The 15,913-nt window shown below is 61.4% G+C and carries 23 protein-coding genes and 1 tRNA gene; 5 read left to right on the top strand and 19 right to left on the bottom strand.

The window, feature by feature from the left end; genetic code table 11:
* The 3 genes from ACQR1I_RS35485 to ACQR1I_RS35475 form a co-directional block, all read right to left on the bottom strand.
* Positions 1–1,982 (bottom strand): primase-helicase family protein (locus tag ACQR1I_RS35485; protein ID WP_434870831.1); only part of this gene is annotated, 1,982 nt, incomplete at its 3' end.
* A gap of 117 nt (positions 1,983–2,099) precedes the next feature.
* Positions 2,100–2,723, bottom strand: coding sequence for a hypothetical protein (locus ACQR1I_RS35480; RefSeq protein WP_434870832.1), 624 nt, complete (start codon positions 2,721–2,723; stop codon positions 2,100–2,102).
* Between the two features lie 54 nt (positions 2,724–2,777).
* Positions 2,778–2,954: a hypothetical protein gene (locus tag ACQR1I_RS35475; RefSeq protein WP_434870833.1), complete on the bottom strand. Its 177-nt coding sequence runs from the start codon at positions 2,952–2,954 to the stop codon at positions 2,778–2,780.
* A 112-nt stretch (positions 2,955–3,066) separates the two neighbouring features.
* On the opposite strand from ACQR1I_RS35475, the gene ACQR1I_RS35470 reads away from it, so the two are divergent.
* The gene (locus ACQR1I_RS35470) at positions 3,067–3,390 is read left to right on the top strand and encodes a hypothetical protein (protein WP_434870834.1); all 324 of its coding nucleotides are present in this window, start codon (positions 3,067–3,069) and stop codon (positions 3,388–3,390) included.
* Between the two features lie 10 nt (positions 3,391–3,400).
* Here ACQR1I_RS35470 and ACQR1I_RS35465 read toward each other — a convergent pair whose 3' ends face one another.
* Positions 3,401–3,733, bottom strand: coding sequence for a hypothetical protein (locus ACQR1I_RS35465; RefSeq protein ID WP_434870835.1), 333 nt, complete (start codon positions 3,731–3,733; stop codon positions 3,401–3,403).
* On the bottom strand, positions 3,730–4,035 hold the full coding sequence (locus ACQR1I_RS35460) for a helix-turn-helix transcriptional regulator (RefSeq protein ID WP_434888880.1): 306 nt from the start codon (positions 4,033–4,035) through the stop codon (positions 3,730–3,732). The genes ACQR1I_RS35465 and ACQR1I_RS35460 overlap by 4 nt, the downstream gene beginning before the upstream one ends.
* A 133-nt stretch (positions 4,036–4,168) precedes the next feature.
* Between ACQR1I_RS35460 and ACQR1I_RS35455 the strand changes: the two genes are divergently transcribed.
* Both ACQR1I_RS35455 and ACQR1I_RS35450 read left to right on the top strand, forming a co-directional pair.
* Positions 4,169–4,681, top strand: a complete 513-nt coding sequence (locus tag ACQR1I_RS35455; protein WP_434870836.1) for a hypothetical protein — start codon at positions 4,169–4,171, stop codon at positions 4,679–4,681.
* 36 nt (positions 4,682–4,717) lie between these two features.
* Positions 4,718–4,993 carry a hypothetical protein gene (locus ACQR1I_RS35450; protein ID WP_434870837.1) on the top strand — a complete coding sequence of 92 codons (276 nt, stop codon included), beginning with the start codon at positions 4,718–4,720 and terminating at the stop codon, positions 4,991–4,993.
* A 280-nt stretch (positions 4,994–5,273) separates the two neighbouring features.
* On the opposite strand, the gene ACQR1I_RS35445 is transcribed toward ACQR1I_RS35450, so the two are convergent.
* The 11 genes from ACQR1I_RS35445 to ACQR1I_RS35395 all read right to left on the bottom strand — a co-directional run bounded on the left by ACQR1I_RS35445 (position 5,274) and on the right by ACQR1I_RS35395 (position 11,843).
* Positions 5,274–5,567, bottom strand: coding sequence for a hypothetical protein (locus ACQR1I_RS35445; RefSeq protein WP_434870838.1), 294 nt, complete (start codon positions 5,565–5,567; stop codon positions 5,274–5,276).
* Positions 5,564–6,844: a DUF2793 domain-containing protein gene (locus tag ACQR1I_RS35440; protein WP_434870839.1), complete on the bottom strand. Its 1,281-nt coding sequence runs from the start codon at positions 6,842–6,844 to the stop codon at positions 5,564–5,566. Before ACQR1I_RS35440 ends, ACQR1I_RS35445 begins: the two co-directional genes overlap by 4 nt.
* Positions 6,841–7,092, bottom strand: coding sequence for a hypothetical protein (locus tag ACQR1I_RS35435; RefSeq protein ID WP_434870840.1), 252 nt, complete (start codon positions 7,090–7,092; stop codon positions 6,841–6,843). Before ACQR1I_RS35435 ends, ACQR1I_RS35440 begins: the two co-directional genes overlap by 4 nt.
* Positions 7,089–7,979 carry a hypothetical protein gene (locus ACQR1I_RS35430; protein ID WP_434870841.1) on the bottom strand — a complete coding sequence of 297 codons (891 nt, stop codon included), beginning with the start codon at positions 7,977–7,979 and terminating at the stop codon, positions 7,089–7,091. The genes ACQR1I_RS35435 and ACQR1I_RS35430 overlap by 4 nt, the downstream gene beginning before the upstream one ends.
* Positions 7,980–7,981: 2 nt before the next feature.
* On the bottom strand, positions 7,982–8,632 hold the full coding sequence (locus ACQR1I_RS35425) for a hypothetical protein (RefSeq protein WP_434870842.1): 651 nt from the start codon (positions 8,630–8,632) through the stop codon (positions 7,982–7,984).
* Positions 8,629–8,871 (bottom strand): hypothetical protein, encoded by a 243-nt coding sequence (locus ACQR1I_RS35420; RefSeq protein WP_434870843.1) that lies wholly within the window; start codon positions 8,869–8,871, stop codon positions 8,629–8,631. The genes ACQR1I_RS35425 and ACQR1I_RS35420 overlap by 4 nt, the downstream gene beginning before the upstream one ends.
* Positions 8,868–9,206 (bottom strand): hypothetical protein, encoded by a 339-nt coding sequence (locus ACQR1I_RS35415; RefSeq protein WP_434870844.1) that lies wholly within the window; start codon positions 9,204–9,206, stop codon positions 8,868–8,870. Before ACQR1I_RS35415 ends, ACQR1I_RS35420 begins: the two co-directional genes overlap by 4 nt.
* Positions 9,203–9,376 carry a hypothetical protein gene (locus ACQR1I_RS35410; protein WP_434870845.1) on the bottom strand — a complete coding sequence of 58 codons (174 nt, stop codon included), beginning with the start codon at positions 9,374–9,376 and terminating at the stop codon, positions 9,203–9,205. The genes ACQR1I_RS35415 and ACQR1I_RS35410 overlap by 4 nt, the downstream gene beginning before the upstream one ends.
* 33 nt (positions 9,377–9,409) lie before the next feature.
* A complete protein-coding gene (locus tag ACQR1I_RS35405) occupies positions 9,410–10,102 on the bottom strand; it encodes a hypothetical protein (RefSeq protein ID WP_434870846.1) in 693 nt (230 codons plus the stop codon).
* 51 nt (positions 10,103–10,153) lie between these two features.
* The gene (locus ACQR1I_RS35400) at positions 10,154–10,363 is read right to left on the bottom strand and encodes a hypothetical protein (protein ID WP_434870847.1); all 210 of its coding nucleotides are present in this window, start codon (positions 10,361–10,363) and stop codon (positions 10,154–10,156) included.
* 223 nt (positions 10,364–10,586) lie between these two features.
* Positions 10,587–11,843, bottom strand: coding sequence for a tyrosine-type recombinase/integrase (locus ACQR1I_RS35395; RefSeq protein ID WP_434870848.1), 1,257 nt, complete (start codon positions 11,841–11,843; stop codon positions 10,587–10,589).
* A gap of 78 nt (positions 11,844–11,921) precedes the next feature.
* On the opposite strand from ACQR1I_RS35395, the gene ACQR1I_RS35390 reads away from it, so the two are divergent.
* Positions 11,922–11,990: transfer RNA gene (locus ACQR1I_RS35390), tRNA-Arg, on the top strand.
* A 182-nt stretch (positions 11,991–12,172) separates the two neighbouring features.
* Here ACQR1I_RS35390 and ACQR1I_RS35385 read toward each other — a convergent pair.
* Positions 12,173–14,008, bottom strand: a complete 1,836-nt coding sequence (locus tag ACQR1I_RS35385) for a tetratricopeptide repeat protein (protein ID WP_434870849.1) — start codon at positions 14,006–14,008, stop codon at positions 12,173–12,175.
* A 592-nt stretch (positions 14,009–14,600) separates the two neighbouring features.
* Between ACQR1I_RS35385 and ACQR1I_RS35380 the strand changes: the two genes are divergently transcribed.
* Positions 14,601–14,762 (top strand): hypothetical protein, encoded by a 162-nt coding sequence (locus ACQR1I_RS35380; protein ID WP_434870850.1) that lies wholly within the window; start codon positions 14,601–14,603, stop codon positions 14,760–14,762.
* A gap of 69 nt (positions 14,763–14,831) precedes the next feature.
* Here the strand turns inward: ACQR1I_RS35380 and ACQR1I_RS35375 are convergent, their stop codons facing one another.
* Together ACQR1I_RS35375 and ACQR1I_RS35370 are read right to left on the bottom strand one after the other, a co-directional pair.
* Positions 14,832–15,056, bottom strand: coding sequence for a hypothetical protein (locus tag ACQR1I_RS35375; protein ID WP_434870851.1), 225 nt, complete (start codon positions 15,054–15,056; stop codon positions 14,832–14,834).
* Positions 15,057–15,251: 195 nt separating this feature from the next.
* The gene (locus ACQR1I_RS35370; RefSeq protein ID WP_434870852.1) at positions 15,252–15,725 is read right to left on the bottom strand and encodes a hypothetical protein; all 474 of its coding nucleotides are present in this window, start codon (positions 15,723–15,725) and stop codon (positions 15,252–15,254) included.
* Positions 15,726–15,913: the final 188 nt, after the last annotated feature.

Genomic DNA, 15,913 nt, shown 5'->3' with positions numbered 1-15,913 from the left:
GGTGGCACTGGCAAACCCGCCGCCGTTAGTTTTTCTGCCGCGGCGATCTGATCTCGGGCCGACAATTCGCGCCTAGCGTATATCGGCGCCCGTTTGCCGTTCACCACCCAATAGCCGTCGGCGGCTGAAGGATTGCGCACAGCCACGTAACCGCATTCCTCGAACCGATGCGGGATCTTCCGCCTGTTACGTCGGTCCTGCAGCCATTCGCCGAAGCTTGGGACCGCTCGTGTCAAAACGTGTGCCAGGGTCACAGCCGCCGGCTTGCCAAGCGCGTCAATCGCGTCAGCCATTTCCGCATCCTCGGGTGCTCGGGAGCTGTCTACCATTTCCCAGAACGCTGGCGTCTTCGGCGGCGGTGCCTTCGCGTCGAAGTCGGAGAGATCTATGGTTGCCAGATAGTGCGCGGCAATCTCCGTCCCTCCGCCTGAGAACCAGCGATAGAGTGCGTTCCAATAGTCCGGCTTGAAATCTTCCTTGCTTCGGCCTGACCAAGCCACGAAGTGCCGCCGATCGTCGGGCGGCAAATGCATCGAGTCCTTGTTGTTGGTCGTCACGATCACACCGCAGACGTTTACGACGGCGTGCTCGCGAAGGTGCTTTTCGTCGACCCGGAGCACATCGGGCGGCGCCGCGGTAAGCGTCTTCATGTGCTCATAGAAACCATACCGGTCGACGTCTCCGAGATCCCGGGCCTCGGAGATGCGCAGAATGACCGACTTCACAAATCCGTTGAACCTGCCGAGCATCTGTACGGGTGACACTTCGGTGAAATTCCAAGGGCCGATTGCCTGCTTGACCGGCTCCAGCAACGTATCCTTGCCGATGCCCTGTGCGCCGCCCAAGACAAGCGCGTGGTTGATCTTCTGTTCGGGTCGCTGCACACGGTGCGCCAACCACTTGATGATGTGGTCGGCTTCGTCCCCGAACACGTACTGAACATGCTCTATCCAGGGCGACGCGTCCCCGGCCGCGGGCTTGATCGTTGGCGCCCGGTACAGATTGAACACGCTGCATCCGGCACGGTCGATCCATCCGCCGTCGGCGATAAGCTTGTCAGAGATGACCATGGGCCGGCCAGGTGCCCACGTCATCTGCTCGACAGCGCGATGAGTGGCCAGCCAGGACGACGCCTGGATCGGCTTTTCCTTCATCGGCACAGCCACCGGTCCAATCCGCGAATTGACACTCGTTGCCGGCCACATCTCACGCGTAGGCGTGAAGATGAAAGCTCCGGCCGGGAGACAAGCATAGAAGTCCTCAAGCGCTACAGCCTGTTGTGCACTGAGGTTCGGGTGCTCAGGCAGCGGCGTCGGCGGCGAAACGGGGCACGGCGGCAGGTTATTGGTGATCACGCGCGCTTTCCCTAATTGCTCATGAAACCGACGCTCTGACCAGCGTTCGACCTTCTTGGCGTCGCTCCAGGGCCGGCCGGCGGCCAGCCATTGGGCGTATCCGGCATCGTCCAGCTCGAAGAAGCGCTGCGCGCGTTGCCGATACCGCTCGAGTCGAGCGTTCCGTTCCGCCTGGTCGCTCGCACGCTTGGCGCCGACCTTTGCCGCGAGGTCATTCAGGATCGCTTCGGTCCGGTCCGAGGCGTCCCCGCAAGGCTCAAAACCGCGCTCGCGCTCATCGTGCATCACGTCGACGATCAGCGAGTCGGTCCAGTGCTTCGGCCGTTCGTAAGCGGCCCACTGGTCGATCAGAGCCGCCTCGTACTGCTCGGGTGTAGTCGGCCGCCGCGGATCTCCCGGTCCGAACAGATGCTCGACGAAAAGCGGCGCCTCATAGGTGAGCATGAGGTCCCGCCAGATGGCAAAGCCCCGGTCGCCTGGCCATTGCCGATGAATGTCCCAACCGAGGACCAACGGCGGCGAGATCTCGGGCTCGGTGCTTCCGACCCACCAGTCGACCAGATCGTGAAACGCCTCAATGCTAAGCGGCGCGGCAAGGCGTTCCGATTCGTCAATTTCCAATAGCATCTGCGGAGGACTCCTCGTTGTTAGGGAGCCCCGAACCAAAATCCGATTGCAAATGTCGCGGAATGTGTTAGGAAACGGTGCCAGCCAATTTCCTAAGTCCATCCTGCGGCCCTGCGATCAGTCTTGATCCGGGGCCGTTTCGTTATCAGTTGCCAGCATTTCGAATGCCTTGCGGCTCAAACGGGTGATCCTCTCCATCGGACCGGGCGGCCTCGCGTCGGACGGATAGTAAAGGAAGGTCGCAGCGAGGTTGACAGCAGGCCGATCGATGTAGATCGCGGCGGAGCGCTCGCCATTGAACTCAACCGTGATGTCGACGTGGCTGCCGGCTTCCCAACTGCCGAACGCACCGGTACGGAAAGCCCCGACAATTCCGTCGAGGGCCGTCCCGAGATCGGCGCTGAAGTTGACGCCAATTCCTTCAACGAACTGATGCGCAGCGGCTTTGCTGTCCTCGGGTGGCGCCTTCTTGCCGAGCGGGTTGAAAACCGCGTGTGAGACAGCAAGTCGGCGCAGGCGCTTGACCAGCGCTACCCGGGACTCGCCGAATGGCGGGTCGAAAATAAAGCCGAGCAGCGTGTTCACACGACCCGAATTTGAAATGACCACGCCACCATGGCGACCGGGCAGACCCTTTTCGACCAACTTGCCGGCCTGCATCTCGCGGAAGTGGTTGGCGGCGGTGCCGGTGGTGACGCGCGCGATCTCTGCCGCGGTGGCTTTGAGCTGAATTGCCTTCATACCACCGAAGATAGCACGCTAAAGGTTCAAAGTAAACCCTTAGACTGTTCTCCGCTAAGCTCGATCATTTGCCCCGGTACGCGCCTTCAACCCTATCTCAATCAATTGCCGGATCGCATCCGAAACATTCGGAATCGGTTTCTGCTTCGCTCGCCAGTGCTCGATGGCTTCCATCATTTCGTTAGTGAAGCCGATCACCTTCTTAACGGGCAGGATTTCAGGACGCGGCATCGACAGCACTCCTTACAAATAACGCATATGCCTTATTGACAACACGAACTAATATCGCATATACGTTATTCCCGAGCTTGAGGCAATGGCCTGGCCGTATCGGAGAAGCAACATGATCAACCTTTCCCACAGTGCCCACGTTCACTTTTCTGGAACGATCCTGTCCAACCCGACCGCGCTCGCCGATATCGCAGCGGACCGCTGCAGCTACAATGCGGCAGTTGAGACCTTCGCCCGCGAAGCGAGCCCCGCGGCGATCGGCGAGGCGGTTGCGGCGGCTCGGCGCTACGGGTTTGCTCTCACTGCGGCCGATGCCCGCCAAGCTGCCGTCGACGGCCTTCGCGAAGGCCTCGCCGCACTCGGATACAGCGAGGGTGAGATCCAGTGGCACGCCGCACGCCGCGGCCGGCGCGATCGTCACCTGTACGTCGCCTAGTTCAATGGGATCATTTGCGGGGCGGCCGGGCATTCGCTCGCGCCGCCTTTCCTTTTGTCAGGAGTCGCTCTAATTCCAAGTCGAGTCGCATGCCGCTTAGCTCTGTCGAGGATAAGCCAAGCGGGTTCGTTGGCAAGTTTGCCGGCGGCGGCGTGGCCTTCGTCACACGGCAATTGACCTTCACCGCCTCGACAACGTTCGCTGCGGTCGTCAGCAGTTTCTTCCCGGGCTTGTAACAGACCAGCTTGCCGGCTCGGTGCATGCGCTTGAGCGTGTCAGCGTCGGCACTGGGGATGAGCTTTGCGGCTTCGTCAAGCGTCATCAGTGCATCGTCGTCGGTCATCGGGGCCGCCGCCCTTTTCGAGCATCATAGCGCTGCTCCCATTCCCTCTCGGCCAGCGCTGTTCTTTTGGCATCCTCGCCCATCCACTTTTCAAGTGGGCACTCATCTTCAGCGACCTGCTGCACCTGGATCCCCGACGCCTTGTCTAGCGCTAGGTCGATCGCTTTCCGATCCCAACGGCGCCCTATGACAGGCTTAGGCATCGCACCGTCGGCCACCCATTTTGACCAGGTGGCCAGCGTCACTCCGCAGTAGGCGGCGGCTTGGCGTCCGCTCATGAGACGAGGTTCGGGAGTATCCATCCGCGCTCGTTAGCACGAGTGCAGGACCTCCAATGTCGACAATTTACAGAAGCAACTGTTTCCACATCAATATTTTTGGTTGCATCGCTCCTGCCGCTGCGCTTCAATCACCCAATATTAGGGAGCAAAGCTCATGTTTATTCGCAATTTTGTGTTGATAGTGATCTCGGCCCTTTCGCTTTCGGGGTGTCAGACTGCGGCGCAGGCGCCAGCCACCGCAAGTGGAAAGCCCGAGGTGACCATTCGTGCGGCCACCGCTGCAATCAAAGCGCGGCTTTTGTCACTCGCTATGGACAGGCGTTTCAGCGTTACGAAGGACACAGAGTATCTTCTGCAGATCGAGAAACCGTCGGACAATGTGGGTGCAGCTTTGTTGCTCGGATCTCGATACGACGCGACGCCCGCAGAGCGGATCGTGTTCACATTTGCGCCAATCGGCGACTCAACGCGGGTTGTGGCCTCATCAATGTTCGTAACTAACCCAGGATCGGCATTCGAGCGCATCACACCGATCAACGCTGGTGAAGGCATTGATAGAACTCAACGGACGCTTGAAGAGCTTAAGATCAGCATGGAAACTCCGGTGGCGCCGCCAGCTGCGGTACCAACTGCCGCCGCACGTAGACAGATCAAGCCTACGACGTAGGTTCTAACAGCAAAGGCGACAACGGAAGGAAGAGTTATGCAAGTGATCGGCCATTTGACCGACAAAGGAATTTTGATGATCGACGGCGCCGCAAAGGGGGAAGTCACGTACGACATCACCGTCTATCAGGATAAATCGTTCAAAAGCGCCGCCGGAACATTGGAGGGCAGCATGAACGTTATCGTCGATGCCTTCAACGCTGGAAAACCGCAACTTCGTCTCCACGACGGACAAGTAATCGATATCATTCTGCGTGAAACTCGCGGTGAGCACGCAACAATTCAGGTGTCTGGCCCAATTTCCGGCTTTTGACCAACGCGCGTCCGCGCCGGCACCGTAGAACGACCGACCGGCAGGCGTCCCCGCCGGGTCGATCGCCGCATTGGTTCAGTTCGAGCGTCCCCGAACCTCTCCGCCGCTATTTGCCAGCTTCAGCTCGCATCTCGCGAACGCCTCAGCACGGCAAAATTCCAAAAAGCGACTGTACTCCGATTTCGACAACAAACCGCGCAGTCGGGCGGCATAGAGTCGACGGGTTTCCCTCTCGATTTGCAGGGCCCGGCGCAAGCCGCGGTTGTCGTCTGACATCGGATCAGGCTTCCCCCGCAATCGGCTTGCCGCCGTTGCTCAGATTGCTCACATATTCGACGAACGGCGACGTAAGATTGACCAGGCCGGCACGGAAAACCTTTTCTTCGACCTCTGACGGCTTGCTGCCCAGTCCAGCTGCGGCAATCGCCACGTAGACGTCATGATCAAGCATGCCGAGACGCGCGATCACACCGTTGTAGCCGTTTGCCATGGCGCTCACCGTCTTCGCCGCAGTGAGGCTGCAACGAAGCGTTCCGACCAGCGTGTCGACCTCGCCAATGCTCTTGTCAGTCATGCTATGATCTCATCGACGGTTAGTGACACAGCTTGGGATCCGCCAAGCTTCCTGGCCGAACTGGTGCCGTTCCAGTAGACAGCGCCAACTGCCGAACCAACTCGAACCGATAGCGTGATGCTCGATGTTGTCGCCGGGACGAACTCGTGCAAAAGAGTGATCGGCCCGGGGTGGTTGATGCTCGCCAGGTAGACAGACGTTGCGCAAATCGCGTTTGAATTTGAATTCAGAAATAGAGCTGCCGTTACGTCGATGCCGCCGGTATCTGGTATGAGCGAAGCATCGAAACGGATGCGCAGTTTGTTTGTGACCGACTTCGCCGTAAACGTCGTCGAAATTACCTGTACCCCCTCAGAGATCTGAGGAATGGTGTCGTCCCACGGGATTGCGGTGCCGGAGCCGCCGCGGACATTGTTGAATACAGATTTCGTATCCGCGATCACACCATTGGTTGCAACCCAAGCACTGCCGTTGAACTGGAAAGTGGTATTCCGCGCATTGTCGTAAACCTGATCACCAGCGACCGGCGTGATAATCGTAAAGGTGCCGCTCGCGAGGCAGATGGCGAGCTTCCCGGCGTTTCCGGCCCATGCGCCGGTAGGCGACGATCCGATGATGTACGCGGCCGGCGGGCTCGGTGAGGCCGGCGGTGTGTTGGTGGTCTGGTTTTCGACTTTGACCGTGAACGATGCGTTCGCGCCGAGCACGTTCTGCAACGTGACGCTACCGGCCAACAGGGCGATCGTCCCCACGCCGCCCGTCCAAGTCCCGGACGCGTTGCGATGATAGTAGGCGTCGACGTCTCTGACGTAGATCTCGCGACCGATCGGCGAGACGACGAATTGCCAGCCGCGCGCGGTATAGACTCCAATCTTTCCGTCTTGTCCCGACCATGCCGCGCCCGTGGCCGCGGTCGGAATGATGTAGGTGTCACCAACGGTTGGCGATCCCGGTTGCGTGGTCGTGGTGCGGGAGAGTACGGAATGAGGGGCGGCTACCGCATTGGTCTTGTAGCGCTTGCCGTCAAACGTCACCAGGCACGTCACGCCGTCGGCCGTGGTGGTGCTGTCAAGCGGGTCAAGGAGAAAGCCGTTCCCGTTCTGAAAGAGCATTTGCGGCAAAACACCCGACACCGGGTCCGCCGCCACGAAATTCGACGCGCTTTCGGTCGTGTCCAGGACATAGGCAAACCGGCGCTCACACATGGCGCGGATCGCCGCCGCGTCTGCATTCGCGCCGTTCGGTAGAGCCGCAACGGCTTCATGAGCGAACGTCATGCGAGATACTCCATTTGGGTAAAAAGCTCGACGAGATCAATCACGCCCTGAGAGCCATCTGGACGCAGCACGACGATTGTCGGTGACACACTCGTCTCGCTGGCTTTTGCGGCTTCGAGAGCCGAGCTGAACTGCCAGAAAAGTGGCAAATACACAGTCTCAGCTTGACCGCCTTCGGCTCGAAACTCGCCGTATGCCCGGCAAACGACTTCATGCAAAATTTGGAGATCCTGCGGATCGTTCGTCATCGGCCGCCCCCGAGATAGGCCGGGTTCGTCCGCTGCACCATGGCCACCGCTTCGACCGCTTCTTTCACGGCCTGTTTTCTTGACTGGTCAACATAGAGGCGCTGCCGTGCTTCGGTGCCCGGATCCGACCCGCGGAAATCGTTGTTCTGTACGATGGTCACAGACGGCCGTCCGCCGCTATTGCTATTGGCCGCGGACTTCATTTGACCAACGAGGCCGCCGTCGGCATAGCCGCGCATGCTGTTCAAATTAGCAACGCCGATGCGACGCACCGACACCGCATCGAACACATACTCGCCTTTGTGCACGACACCGGCCGGCTCATATTTTCCACCGTTGCCGGTGTAGCCGCCGCCCGCGAACCCGACCGTCGGCATGGCGTAATCGCCAACCATGACGGATCCGGTCGCGCCACCGCTACCGCCGCCGATGCCGAGCAGGCTAAGCAAGCCGCCGCCGCCCGAACCGCCGAATGCGGACGACCACAATCTGTCGGCAGCCATCGAGGCGAGCTTGTCAGCGACCCGTCCGAGCGCGTTGAGGCCCGAGTTCTTGAACGCGTCCCAAGCGCCGACGCCTTGGCGAAGTTGCTGCCCGAATTCAACGAACAGGCCACGGTTGATGTTCATGCCCTCGACAAGCGCCGAGTCGAGTTGCTTGCGCGCGTTGCCGACCTCGTTCAGCGCGCTCTGGAATTGCGGCAGCAGCGAGCCGGCGACCTTCGCTTGGTCGGCGAGGTCCTGCACGGCCTTAGCCGCGTAGTTGTTCGCAGCCGCGAACTCCTCCGCGTTCTTCGGGTCCAGGAGTCCGCGATCGACCATTGAACGCATGCTGTCGCGGAATGCCTTGGTTGCGTCATCGAGACGGAAAATGCCCATGCTGGCCATGATCAGGAGTCCTCCGCCGACATACGTTGCCCGATGCGATCCTCGCACCAGGTGTGCAAAACGCGTTGCTCGACGTTGCCGGGCGTGATGATGGTCAACTCGGCAAAGCCGCCAACGCGCGGATACCCGTCATCGGCGAGGATCCGGCGCTGCGCTCTGATGACGCGCCCGAGCTTCTCGACGATCACGTCTGGCGCGTCTGCCGTATCGGGCCCGACTGCGCGGGTGTCCGGGGAAGACGGACCGATGGCGATCGTGCCGACCGGACACACGAAGTGCGGTGGCCAACCGCCGAGACTGTCGTTCCCACCTTCGGTGCGGATGTAGAAGGTGTTCGGATAGCCGCCGAAGAATCCGGCCATGAACAACTCGAACGGTCGGGTGAGCGCGCGTTGCTCGACGATCAGAGGCAATTCGCGCGAAACGATGCTCACCAACTCGACAAAGCTTCCTGCTCGCTGCAACAACTCGTGCGCGGCCGTTTCAATGCCGAAGGTGTTGCCCCGGCCAGTGATCGCGGCCGACCATTCGGGGATCGGGCGCACCTTCGACGCGATACGGCGAACAAAGCCGGCGTCATCGTAGCTCGCCGCATCCGTCACCATGACGATGGTATTGTGTTTCGCGGATCCGACGATATTGACAGCGGTCATCGCTTCACGGCCCCCACGGCCTCCACGGCCATTTTCAGCTTCGTTTCAAGTTCGAGAACCGCGAGGTAGAACGGCGCCAACTGACCTTCCGCCTCGCAGGACGCCTTGATGTCGCGTAACCGCTCGATCGCAGCCTCGTGCGCTCGCTCGATATCCGACGCGGTGCCGCCGGTCGCCACGGCGCGGAGCGCCGCAGCTTCGAAGTCGAGCACAATCTTGCTCAGGGCGGGCGCAGTCATGAAAAGTCCCCGCCCACCATGTATTCGATGAGCCGTTGAACGGCGTCGACTTCGGTGCGCTGAGTCACCATGATCGATCCCGTGTCGTATCGGGTGAACAACACGGTTCTGCCCAACAGGTTTGTGACGTTCGGACTCGCTCCGAGCGTCACGTTGCCCGTGTTGTATTTGATGAACCCGCAGTTGAAGCCCGTCGCGAGATCATTGTCGAACGTGACGGTCACGTTCGACGTATCGTCGCAACGGAAGATTTTACCCTCATCGTTGCGCGTGATTCTGAGATTGCCCGTGAACGGAACAATCAGACCGCGGCACTGTGCAAGACTGTAGCTCATCGCTGCGTCTGCCCGAGAGCCTTGGCCAGCGGCGCCGGCAGCGGCTTCTGCTCGGGCAGAGCCTGGCGCGGATCACGCGTCGGCGTGAACTTGGTGTCGATCACCGGCTGACCGGCTTCGATGATCTGTTGCGCTGCCTGGTCGGCGTTGATCGGTGTGATGTTCGACATGTGCTTTCCTTTCGTTTTCGGGGCTGGTGGTGACTACGACGCGGTGATCTCGCGCTCGACGGCGGCGGCCAGGTGCCGCTGATCGACGACGGTCTCGTTCAAGAATTCGGCGAGAGCCTTTGCGTTCGGGATATCGCCCAATTCCCGGAAGGCGTCGCAGACCGCATTGGTGGCGCTGGCCAGGAGCTGCACGGCCTCGCGCTCGGCGTCGAGCTGCGCTGTCATGCCGGGATGCACGATCTCAACGGACTGCACCTGCGCGGCGCGCACTGTCGCGGCGTCGGCGCCGATCAGTTCGGGCGCTTCGAGGATCGTCTGCAGGTACAGCGACGACATGGTCGGAATCAGCGCGCGCAATTCCTGGTTCGTCTTCCCGGCGAGGCGATCGCGGACTTGACCTCGGAGCACAGCGCCGGCCGCGTCGGTCTTGTCGACCGTCGGAATCTGCACAGCCGCCAGTTTCTGTTCGATGCGCTCGGCGAGCCCGTGCGCGGTCTTGTTGACTTTGATGACCTTCCAGGCATCTTTCGAGATGCGCAACCGGGCTTCCTTGATCTTGCCTGCCGGGCTCAGATCGCCGTTGCTGCGGATCTTTCCGACGTCTGCAGCCGTCTCGGTGAGAAGTTCACGATGAAGCTTCAGCACGTTGCTGATCGCGCCTCGAATGGCAGCGTTCGGTACCGTGGCGGTCTGAGTTTCCATGAAAGCGAAATATTTGTCGTTCATTTGGTGGGCTGTCCTGGTGTTGAGAGTTTGCGTTGATGTTGATTGTCAACGTCACGCGGCGACGTCGGCGGGCTGACGGAAGTGCTCGCGGAACGTCGGCACGTGCAGGCCCCACCGGCCAGCGACCTTGCGCGCGCCGGGCACGCGCCCGCTCTCAAGCGCGTGGAAGGCGCCCTTCTCCGTTCGGCCGATCATTTTGCCGATGGACTTGGCGCCCCAAACGAAATCGTCGTTGTCGGTGCTGATGGTGGAAGACGACACGGGAGCGAGTCTCCGATTGGATCGGTGCTCGCTCGGGCAATAAAAAAACGCCGAGGCGAACACCGTTACGGTGTTGGCTCTCGGCGCGCGTCTCGCTTGCCGTTCGATTTTCGTCACTTCAGATCGGGGTTTTCACCCTACAACGCCATCTCGGCGCTGACCCGAAAACTACTAGTCTAGATGTCGATACCCTAAAACTACCATGTAATTCCTTAACAGCTGTTTAACCGAACTCGCCTTCCGCTGCGGCCAGTTCTTCGGCGTGGTCGGCGCGCGGAATCAGGTGGGCGTAAGTGTCGATTGTGATCTGAATCGAAGCGTGCCCAATGCGCTCGGACAATTCCTTGAGATTCAGCCCGAGCCCAATCGGCGGCCGTGCCAGGCACCAACTGGCGAAGAAATGCCGCAAGCTGTGCGCACCAGTGTATTTGGCTTTGACCATTGGCCTGCCCTCCTCGTCTCGGGTCAGCTTACCGTCATCGTCCAACACCGGCGCCGTGACGCCTGCCTTCTCCCATGCAGGGATCAATCCCCGATCGATGATGTTCGAGTGCGCCTCGACCTTCCCGGATCCGTTCGGAAAGACCAGATGCAATTGCCCATCGAGCTTCGGGCACTGCAGCTTCCACGCCTTGAGCGCGGCGAGCGTCTTGGACGGAATCGGCACTGTGCGTTGACTGTCCGCGGATTTCGGGTTGCCGATCGCGTTGTATCGGTCGGCGCGCTGCCGAATGTGCAGCTCTGCTTTTTTCAGATCGACGTCCTGCCACCGCAAGCCGCGCAGTTCGCTCGCGCGCAGGCCACAGCGAACCGCCACCAGGAAGAAGGCGCGCCACCGCTCGCTGTCTGTGTGCTGCAACAACGCGTCGATCTCCCGCGGCTCGGGAATGTCCCGCCCGATGACCAGTTTGCGTTTCGAGCGACGCTCGACCTTCCGCTTTCGGCGCCGGTTGGCCGTCATCGACCGAACAACGTTCTGAGCGACTTGGCCGCGCTCCAAGGCGTCACTGAGCAGACTGGAAAGCGAGGTCGTGACTTTCTTGACCATAGCCGCCGAGCGCGCCTCCGCCTCTCTCTGACCCGGAGCGGGCACACCGTTGCGGAGCTTGTCTTGCCAGTCGCGGACGGTCGCTACGGTCAGCGCGGAGACCTTCAGCGGCCCCAAATACGGAACGATGTGGAATTTCAGGTGCTGCCGATACTGGTCGACGGTCGACCTTTCGAGATCGCCGCAACCATCGATCCAAAGGTCGCCGGCATCCTCAACGGTAATGCTGCGGCTCGTCGGCGTGTGGACGCCCTTTTTGACGTCCATGCGAACCTGAGCCTGGAAATCCTCCGCTTCCTTCTTCCGATCGAACGTCTTGATGTGGCGCCGCCGCTTGCCGCGGTCGTCTCGCTCTGCCGTCGAATACTGGACGACGTAGGCGGAGCGCTCCTCACCGGCTTCGGTTTTCCAAGTGCGTTTGCGGATCGACATGCGCCCTGCCCCACGATGGGAATTTTGTGGAGTATACGGGAGGCGCAACAAAGACGCAACATGGGACGAAATAACATAATAATTTCAGTCAATGATAGCGGATTTCTACTCCGCGGGTTGCAGGTTCGAGTCCTGCTGGGATCGCCAGGGTCTTATGACCCATCAAGAACGCGCATCATTTTCAGTCAGCGCAGCGACGGTTTGTAGAACCATTGGCGCTCGGCCTATGGGATCTACGCGGAGGTCTTCAGGATGGTGACGTCACGCGGCGCTGGATGAAGCCGCCCGACGGGTTCTCACCTTGATTGTCGCCGCGCGAGCCTGCGAGTTCAGTCCGACAATCGACCCGCAATCATGACGAGGGCTTCTGCTGTCGTGTTCTTGTAAGGCTGCGCGTATGCGATCTGCATGGCCTCGGTGAAGCTTGCCAGAGCATCGGCCGTGAGGCCCGCCTTCGCTTGCGCGCCGCCGATTGAGGCCAGGGCTTCGACCTGCTCGGGCCCCCAGGTGACGTGTTGCATCACCTGCTTCGCCTGGTCGATCCTACCGGCTTCAGCCTGGGCCTTGGCAATCGATGCGAGCAGCTTGGAGCGACGATAGAGATTGTCCTCGGCCGTGGCAGCATCGATCGCTTCGGCGATCCGTCCAGCCTCGGCGAGCCCCTCGGCGACGACGCCGAGCCCTGGGGGAATGATTTCAGGACCCAGCCGGAGCGCCGACGCGTTCTGAAAGGCGTCCGCCATCCTGCCGGCCCTTGCCTGCGCCTTGGCGATCGCGCGCAGTGCAAAGCGACGGTCATGGTCGGCGTTGACTAACTTGCCATCGCTCATGACTTGGGAGACATATCCCGCCGTAGCCATGGTACCGCCGATCAGCCGGGTGACATGGAGGGCTTCATCGATCTGATCTGCATCCGCTTGTGAGACGGCGATTTTCGACAAAAGCCCGTCGTTTGGTTGGAACGACGACGCAGCCTGGACGGCCCGCTCGAAGGACGCGATTGATTGTGTGGCCATGCCGGCCTTCGCCTGCGCCTTGGCGATGGCGTGCCAAGCGAAGGCGCGTGGCTTGTCCTGATCGATTGGCTCCGCGAGCGCGATGGCTTCGTCCAGGCGGCCGTTGTTTGCCAACGCCATCGCGATAAGGCAGAGCACGGTGGCACGCTGCTCGCGATCCGTGAAGGCGGTGACGAAATCCCGCACGTTGTTAGGGACCTCGGATTTCACAGGCGAGCCGGACGTAGTCGGCTCATCGGCGATGAGATCGGGCGGCAGCCGAGGCTCGAGAAGAGACCCGAGCACGATGCCGCGCTCCCATCGGTCGTCGATCGAGCGCGCAACTTGCAAGGCGGAACCGACCGCGCCGGCCCGTGCCAGCGCGACGCCAATTGCTGCAAACGCCTGGGCGCGCTCCATCGAGCGCGAGACCAGTCTCGCAACCCGCATGGCCTCGGCGACTTTTCCCGCGCGGGTCTGCGCTTGCGCGATGATGGCGAGCGCCGGGATGAATTTCGAGGGGTGATGAACGCCCGTCATCGCTATGGGCGGCGGATACCGCTCTTCGACGGCGAGCACCGTTTGAAGCGCGGCCACGATCTTGTCGTCCTCTCCCCGCGCCACTGCGCTGGCGCGAAGGTCCCAGGTCACCCGGCGCATGATGAGGGCACGATCCGGCAAGTCCTCGATCGCCTCCACCCGCCGAAGCGCATCGTCCAGCCGGCCGGCGTTCCCCTCTGCAACAGCGATCGCCCCGAGCGCCGCGGCCTGTACGTGGCGGTTCTCGATCGATTTGGCGGTCTCCAGCGCGTCGGCGAGCTTGCCGGCCTGCGCCTGAACCTGCGCGATGGTCTCGAATGCGCCGTCGCGATCATAGCTGTCCTTGGCGATCGACTTCGCGACCTGCAAAGCCAGATCGATCGTCGCGGCGGCCTCGGTGAACAGGCCGGCCTTCAACTGGGCCTTGGCAATCTCGCCGAGCTCGCGCGCAGACAAATGTGCGTCGCCGATGCTGCCGGCGACCTCTGCGGCCTCACGTAGGATGCAGGCCCGTCTCGGGGCCAGGAGACATTCATTCCAACTGGCGTCGGATGCGTTCGCGACCGATTGAGCGGCTGCAACGCATGCCAAAGCAAGGATGAACGGGCCGATGATGATCCTCCAGATCATGACGTTCCTGACTCCTGCCGTACCTTTGCACCATGCCGTAGCCGGGAATAGCCGCCGAAACCACTCCGCGCTCACCTCCCGAAGCGCCGCCGCCACTTCTCTTACCTTCGCGTTTGAAACCAGCTAAACCATGAAGGAGCCGCCGCGAGTTGTCTCGGCCCAAGAACGCAACGATCGAGCGGATCTGGGACCGATGCCAATCTCCAGACGACCGTCGGCGAGGCAGCGGTGCAATGGGCGTCCCAAGCCTTGTCGCATTCGACTGTCTTCGTCCCATGCGTTCTCGATGGCCTCGACAAGCCCCTCGAAACCATTTTCCCCTCGCCACGAAAACATCCTGAAACACAGCCCCGGCATCTTCCACCCATCAAACCGGTGGGGTTTCCCAATGTCCGCGCTGCTGAATTTCATCTTCGAATCGTACTGCCTGAGCTGCCAGGCGATGTTTCCCGAGCTCGATCCCAACGGCCGACCCGGCGAGGCGGAGTGACGGGGCGGAGGCCGGCCCGTTAAGCTTTCCTCTTCAGCTTAACGGCGGCTTCCGTTTGACGCCTGCGACTCCATCCGCCACTGACCGGGCATGGAGTCGAACATGTTCGAATTTGCCATTTTGATCGCAATTTGTTGCATCGCCACTGCCGCCAGCCTCGCCGTCTACCAGCGGCGCCAGGACGTCTTGTACGGCTCCTTCATCGAGGACGCAGCCGGCAGATCGACCGGGCGCCATGATGGTGCTGACGCCGGGCCGGCTTGACCATTGCGGTTAGATCAACGGTGACGGTTCAGGCCCGCCGCGGAACGCGCTGAATCCCAGCCGTCCGGATCAATCCGGCACGGCCACCGGCACGCGGCCGCGCTCGCGGCTCAGCTGCGCATCGAGCCTGTCGGCGCTCATGATCTCGCCGCTCGGCGTGCGGATGCTGACGAGGGCCGCGCCGAGGCGCAGATAGGCATTGGCCGTCGACAGCGCATCCTGCGCGCTGCGGCAGCGCAGAGTCGCAACGGCGTTGGCGCTCTCCGCCCTGACGGTGAATGGCATGACGCCCATCGATGGGATCCGACGCGAATGAAAATCGTTCGCCGGAACCTAGGCGAACGCGCCGGTGAGCCACATTGAGCTGGATCAAATCGTGCAGCGTGGCCGAGGCTCGATCGTGGACCAGCGCGCGCCGTGTGTTCGATGACGTCAGCCAGGCATCAGAAGCCCCGCATTCCCGTCCCAGGGACGCCTGCTCGGCTCCCCTCACATGCGGTTCAAGGACAGGCTGATCCGGGTGACGATGCCGTCCCAGTCGCGTTCCCAGGCCTTGGGATAGTTGATCAGCACGCAATGGACGTAGCCGCCGACGAAGTTGCAGCGGTTGTACCAGACGTAGTCGCCCTTGATGCTGGAGACCGCGAAGAACCGCGACGTGATCCGCTTGTACTGGATGTTGGATGGCGGATTTTTCTTGGCCAGGAAGCGCGCCGGCGAATCGCCCGCGTCGTTTTCGGACGACTGCACCGTCAGGTTGGCGCGGCCGTCCGATGTCTGGAAGCGCTGGCCGTAGCCATCCGGCCGTCCCGTCGTTTCGCTGAAGATCGACGTGGGAATCTCGACCGAGGTGCCGGTCTCCGGGATCCGGTATGTGCTCCAGCGCACCGGCTCGGCTGATCCGCTGGCGCTCCAGCAGATCAGGCAGGCCGGAAGGGCGAGGGTCTTGACGATCGCATGCATGTCTTGGGTCCCGACGTGTCCAGGGGAAGGCGCAACACTACCCCGCCTTCGCGTCCCGACGAAGGCAGGTCGACAGATGACAGGAACGCACGGCATCGAAGAGAGGTCCACAACGATCGCCGTCTCGCGTGCGCTCCTGCGGTTTTCCACTGCAGCGTCGGTCGTTTTCGCGGGCCGGATCAGCGGCC

Source organism: Bradyrhizobium sp. HKCCYLS2038, from assembly GCF_051167655.1.
GTDB lineage: Bacteria > Pseudomonadota > Alphaproteobacteria > Rhizobiales > Xanthobacteraceae > Bradyrhizobium.
The sequence above is the reverse complement of the archived record's forward strand: the minus strand, read 5'-3'. Positions and strand labels throughout refer to the sequence as shown.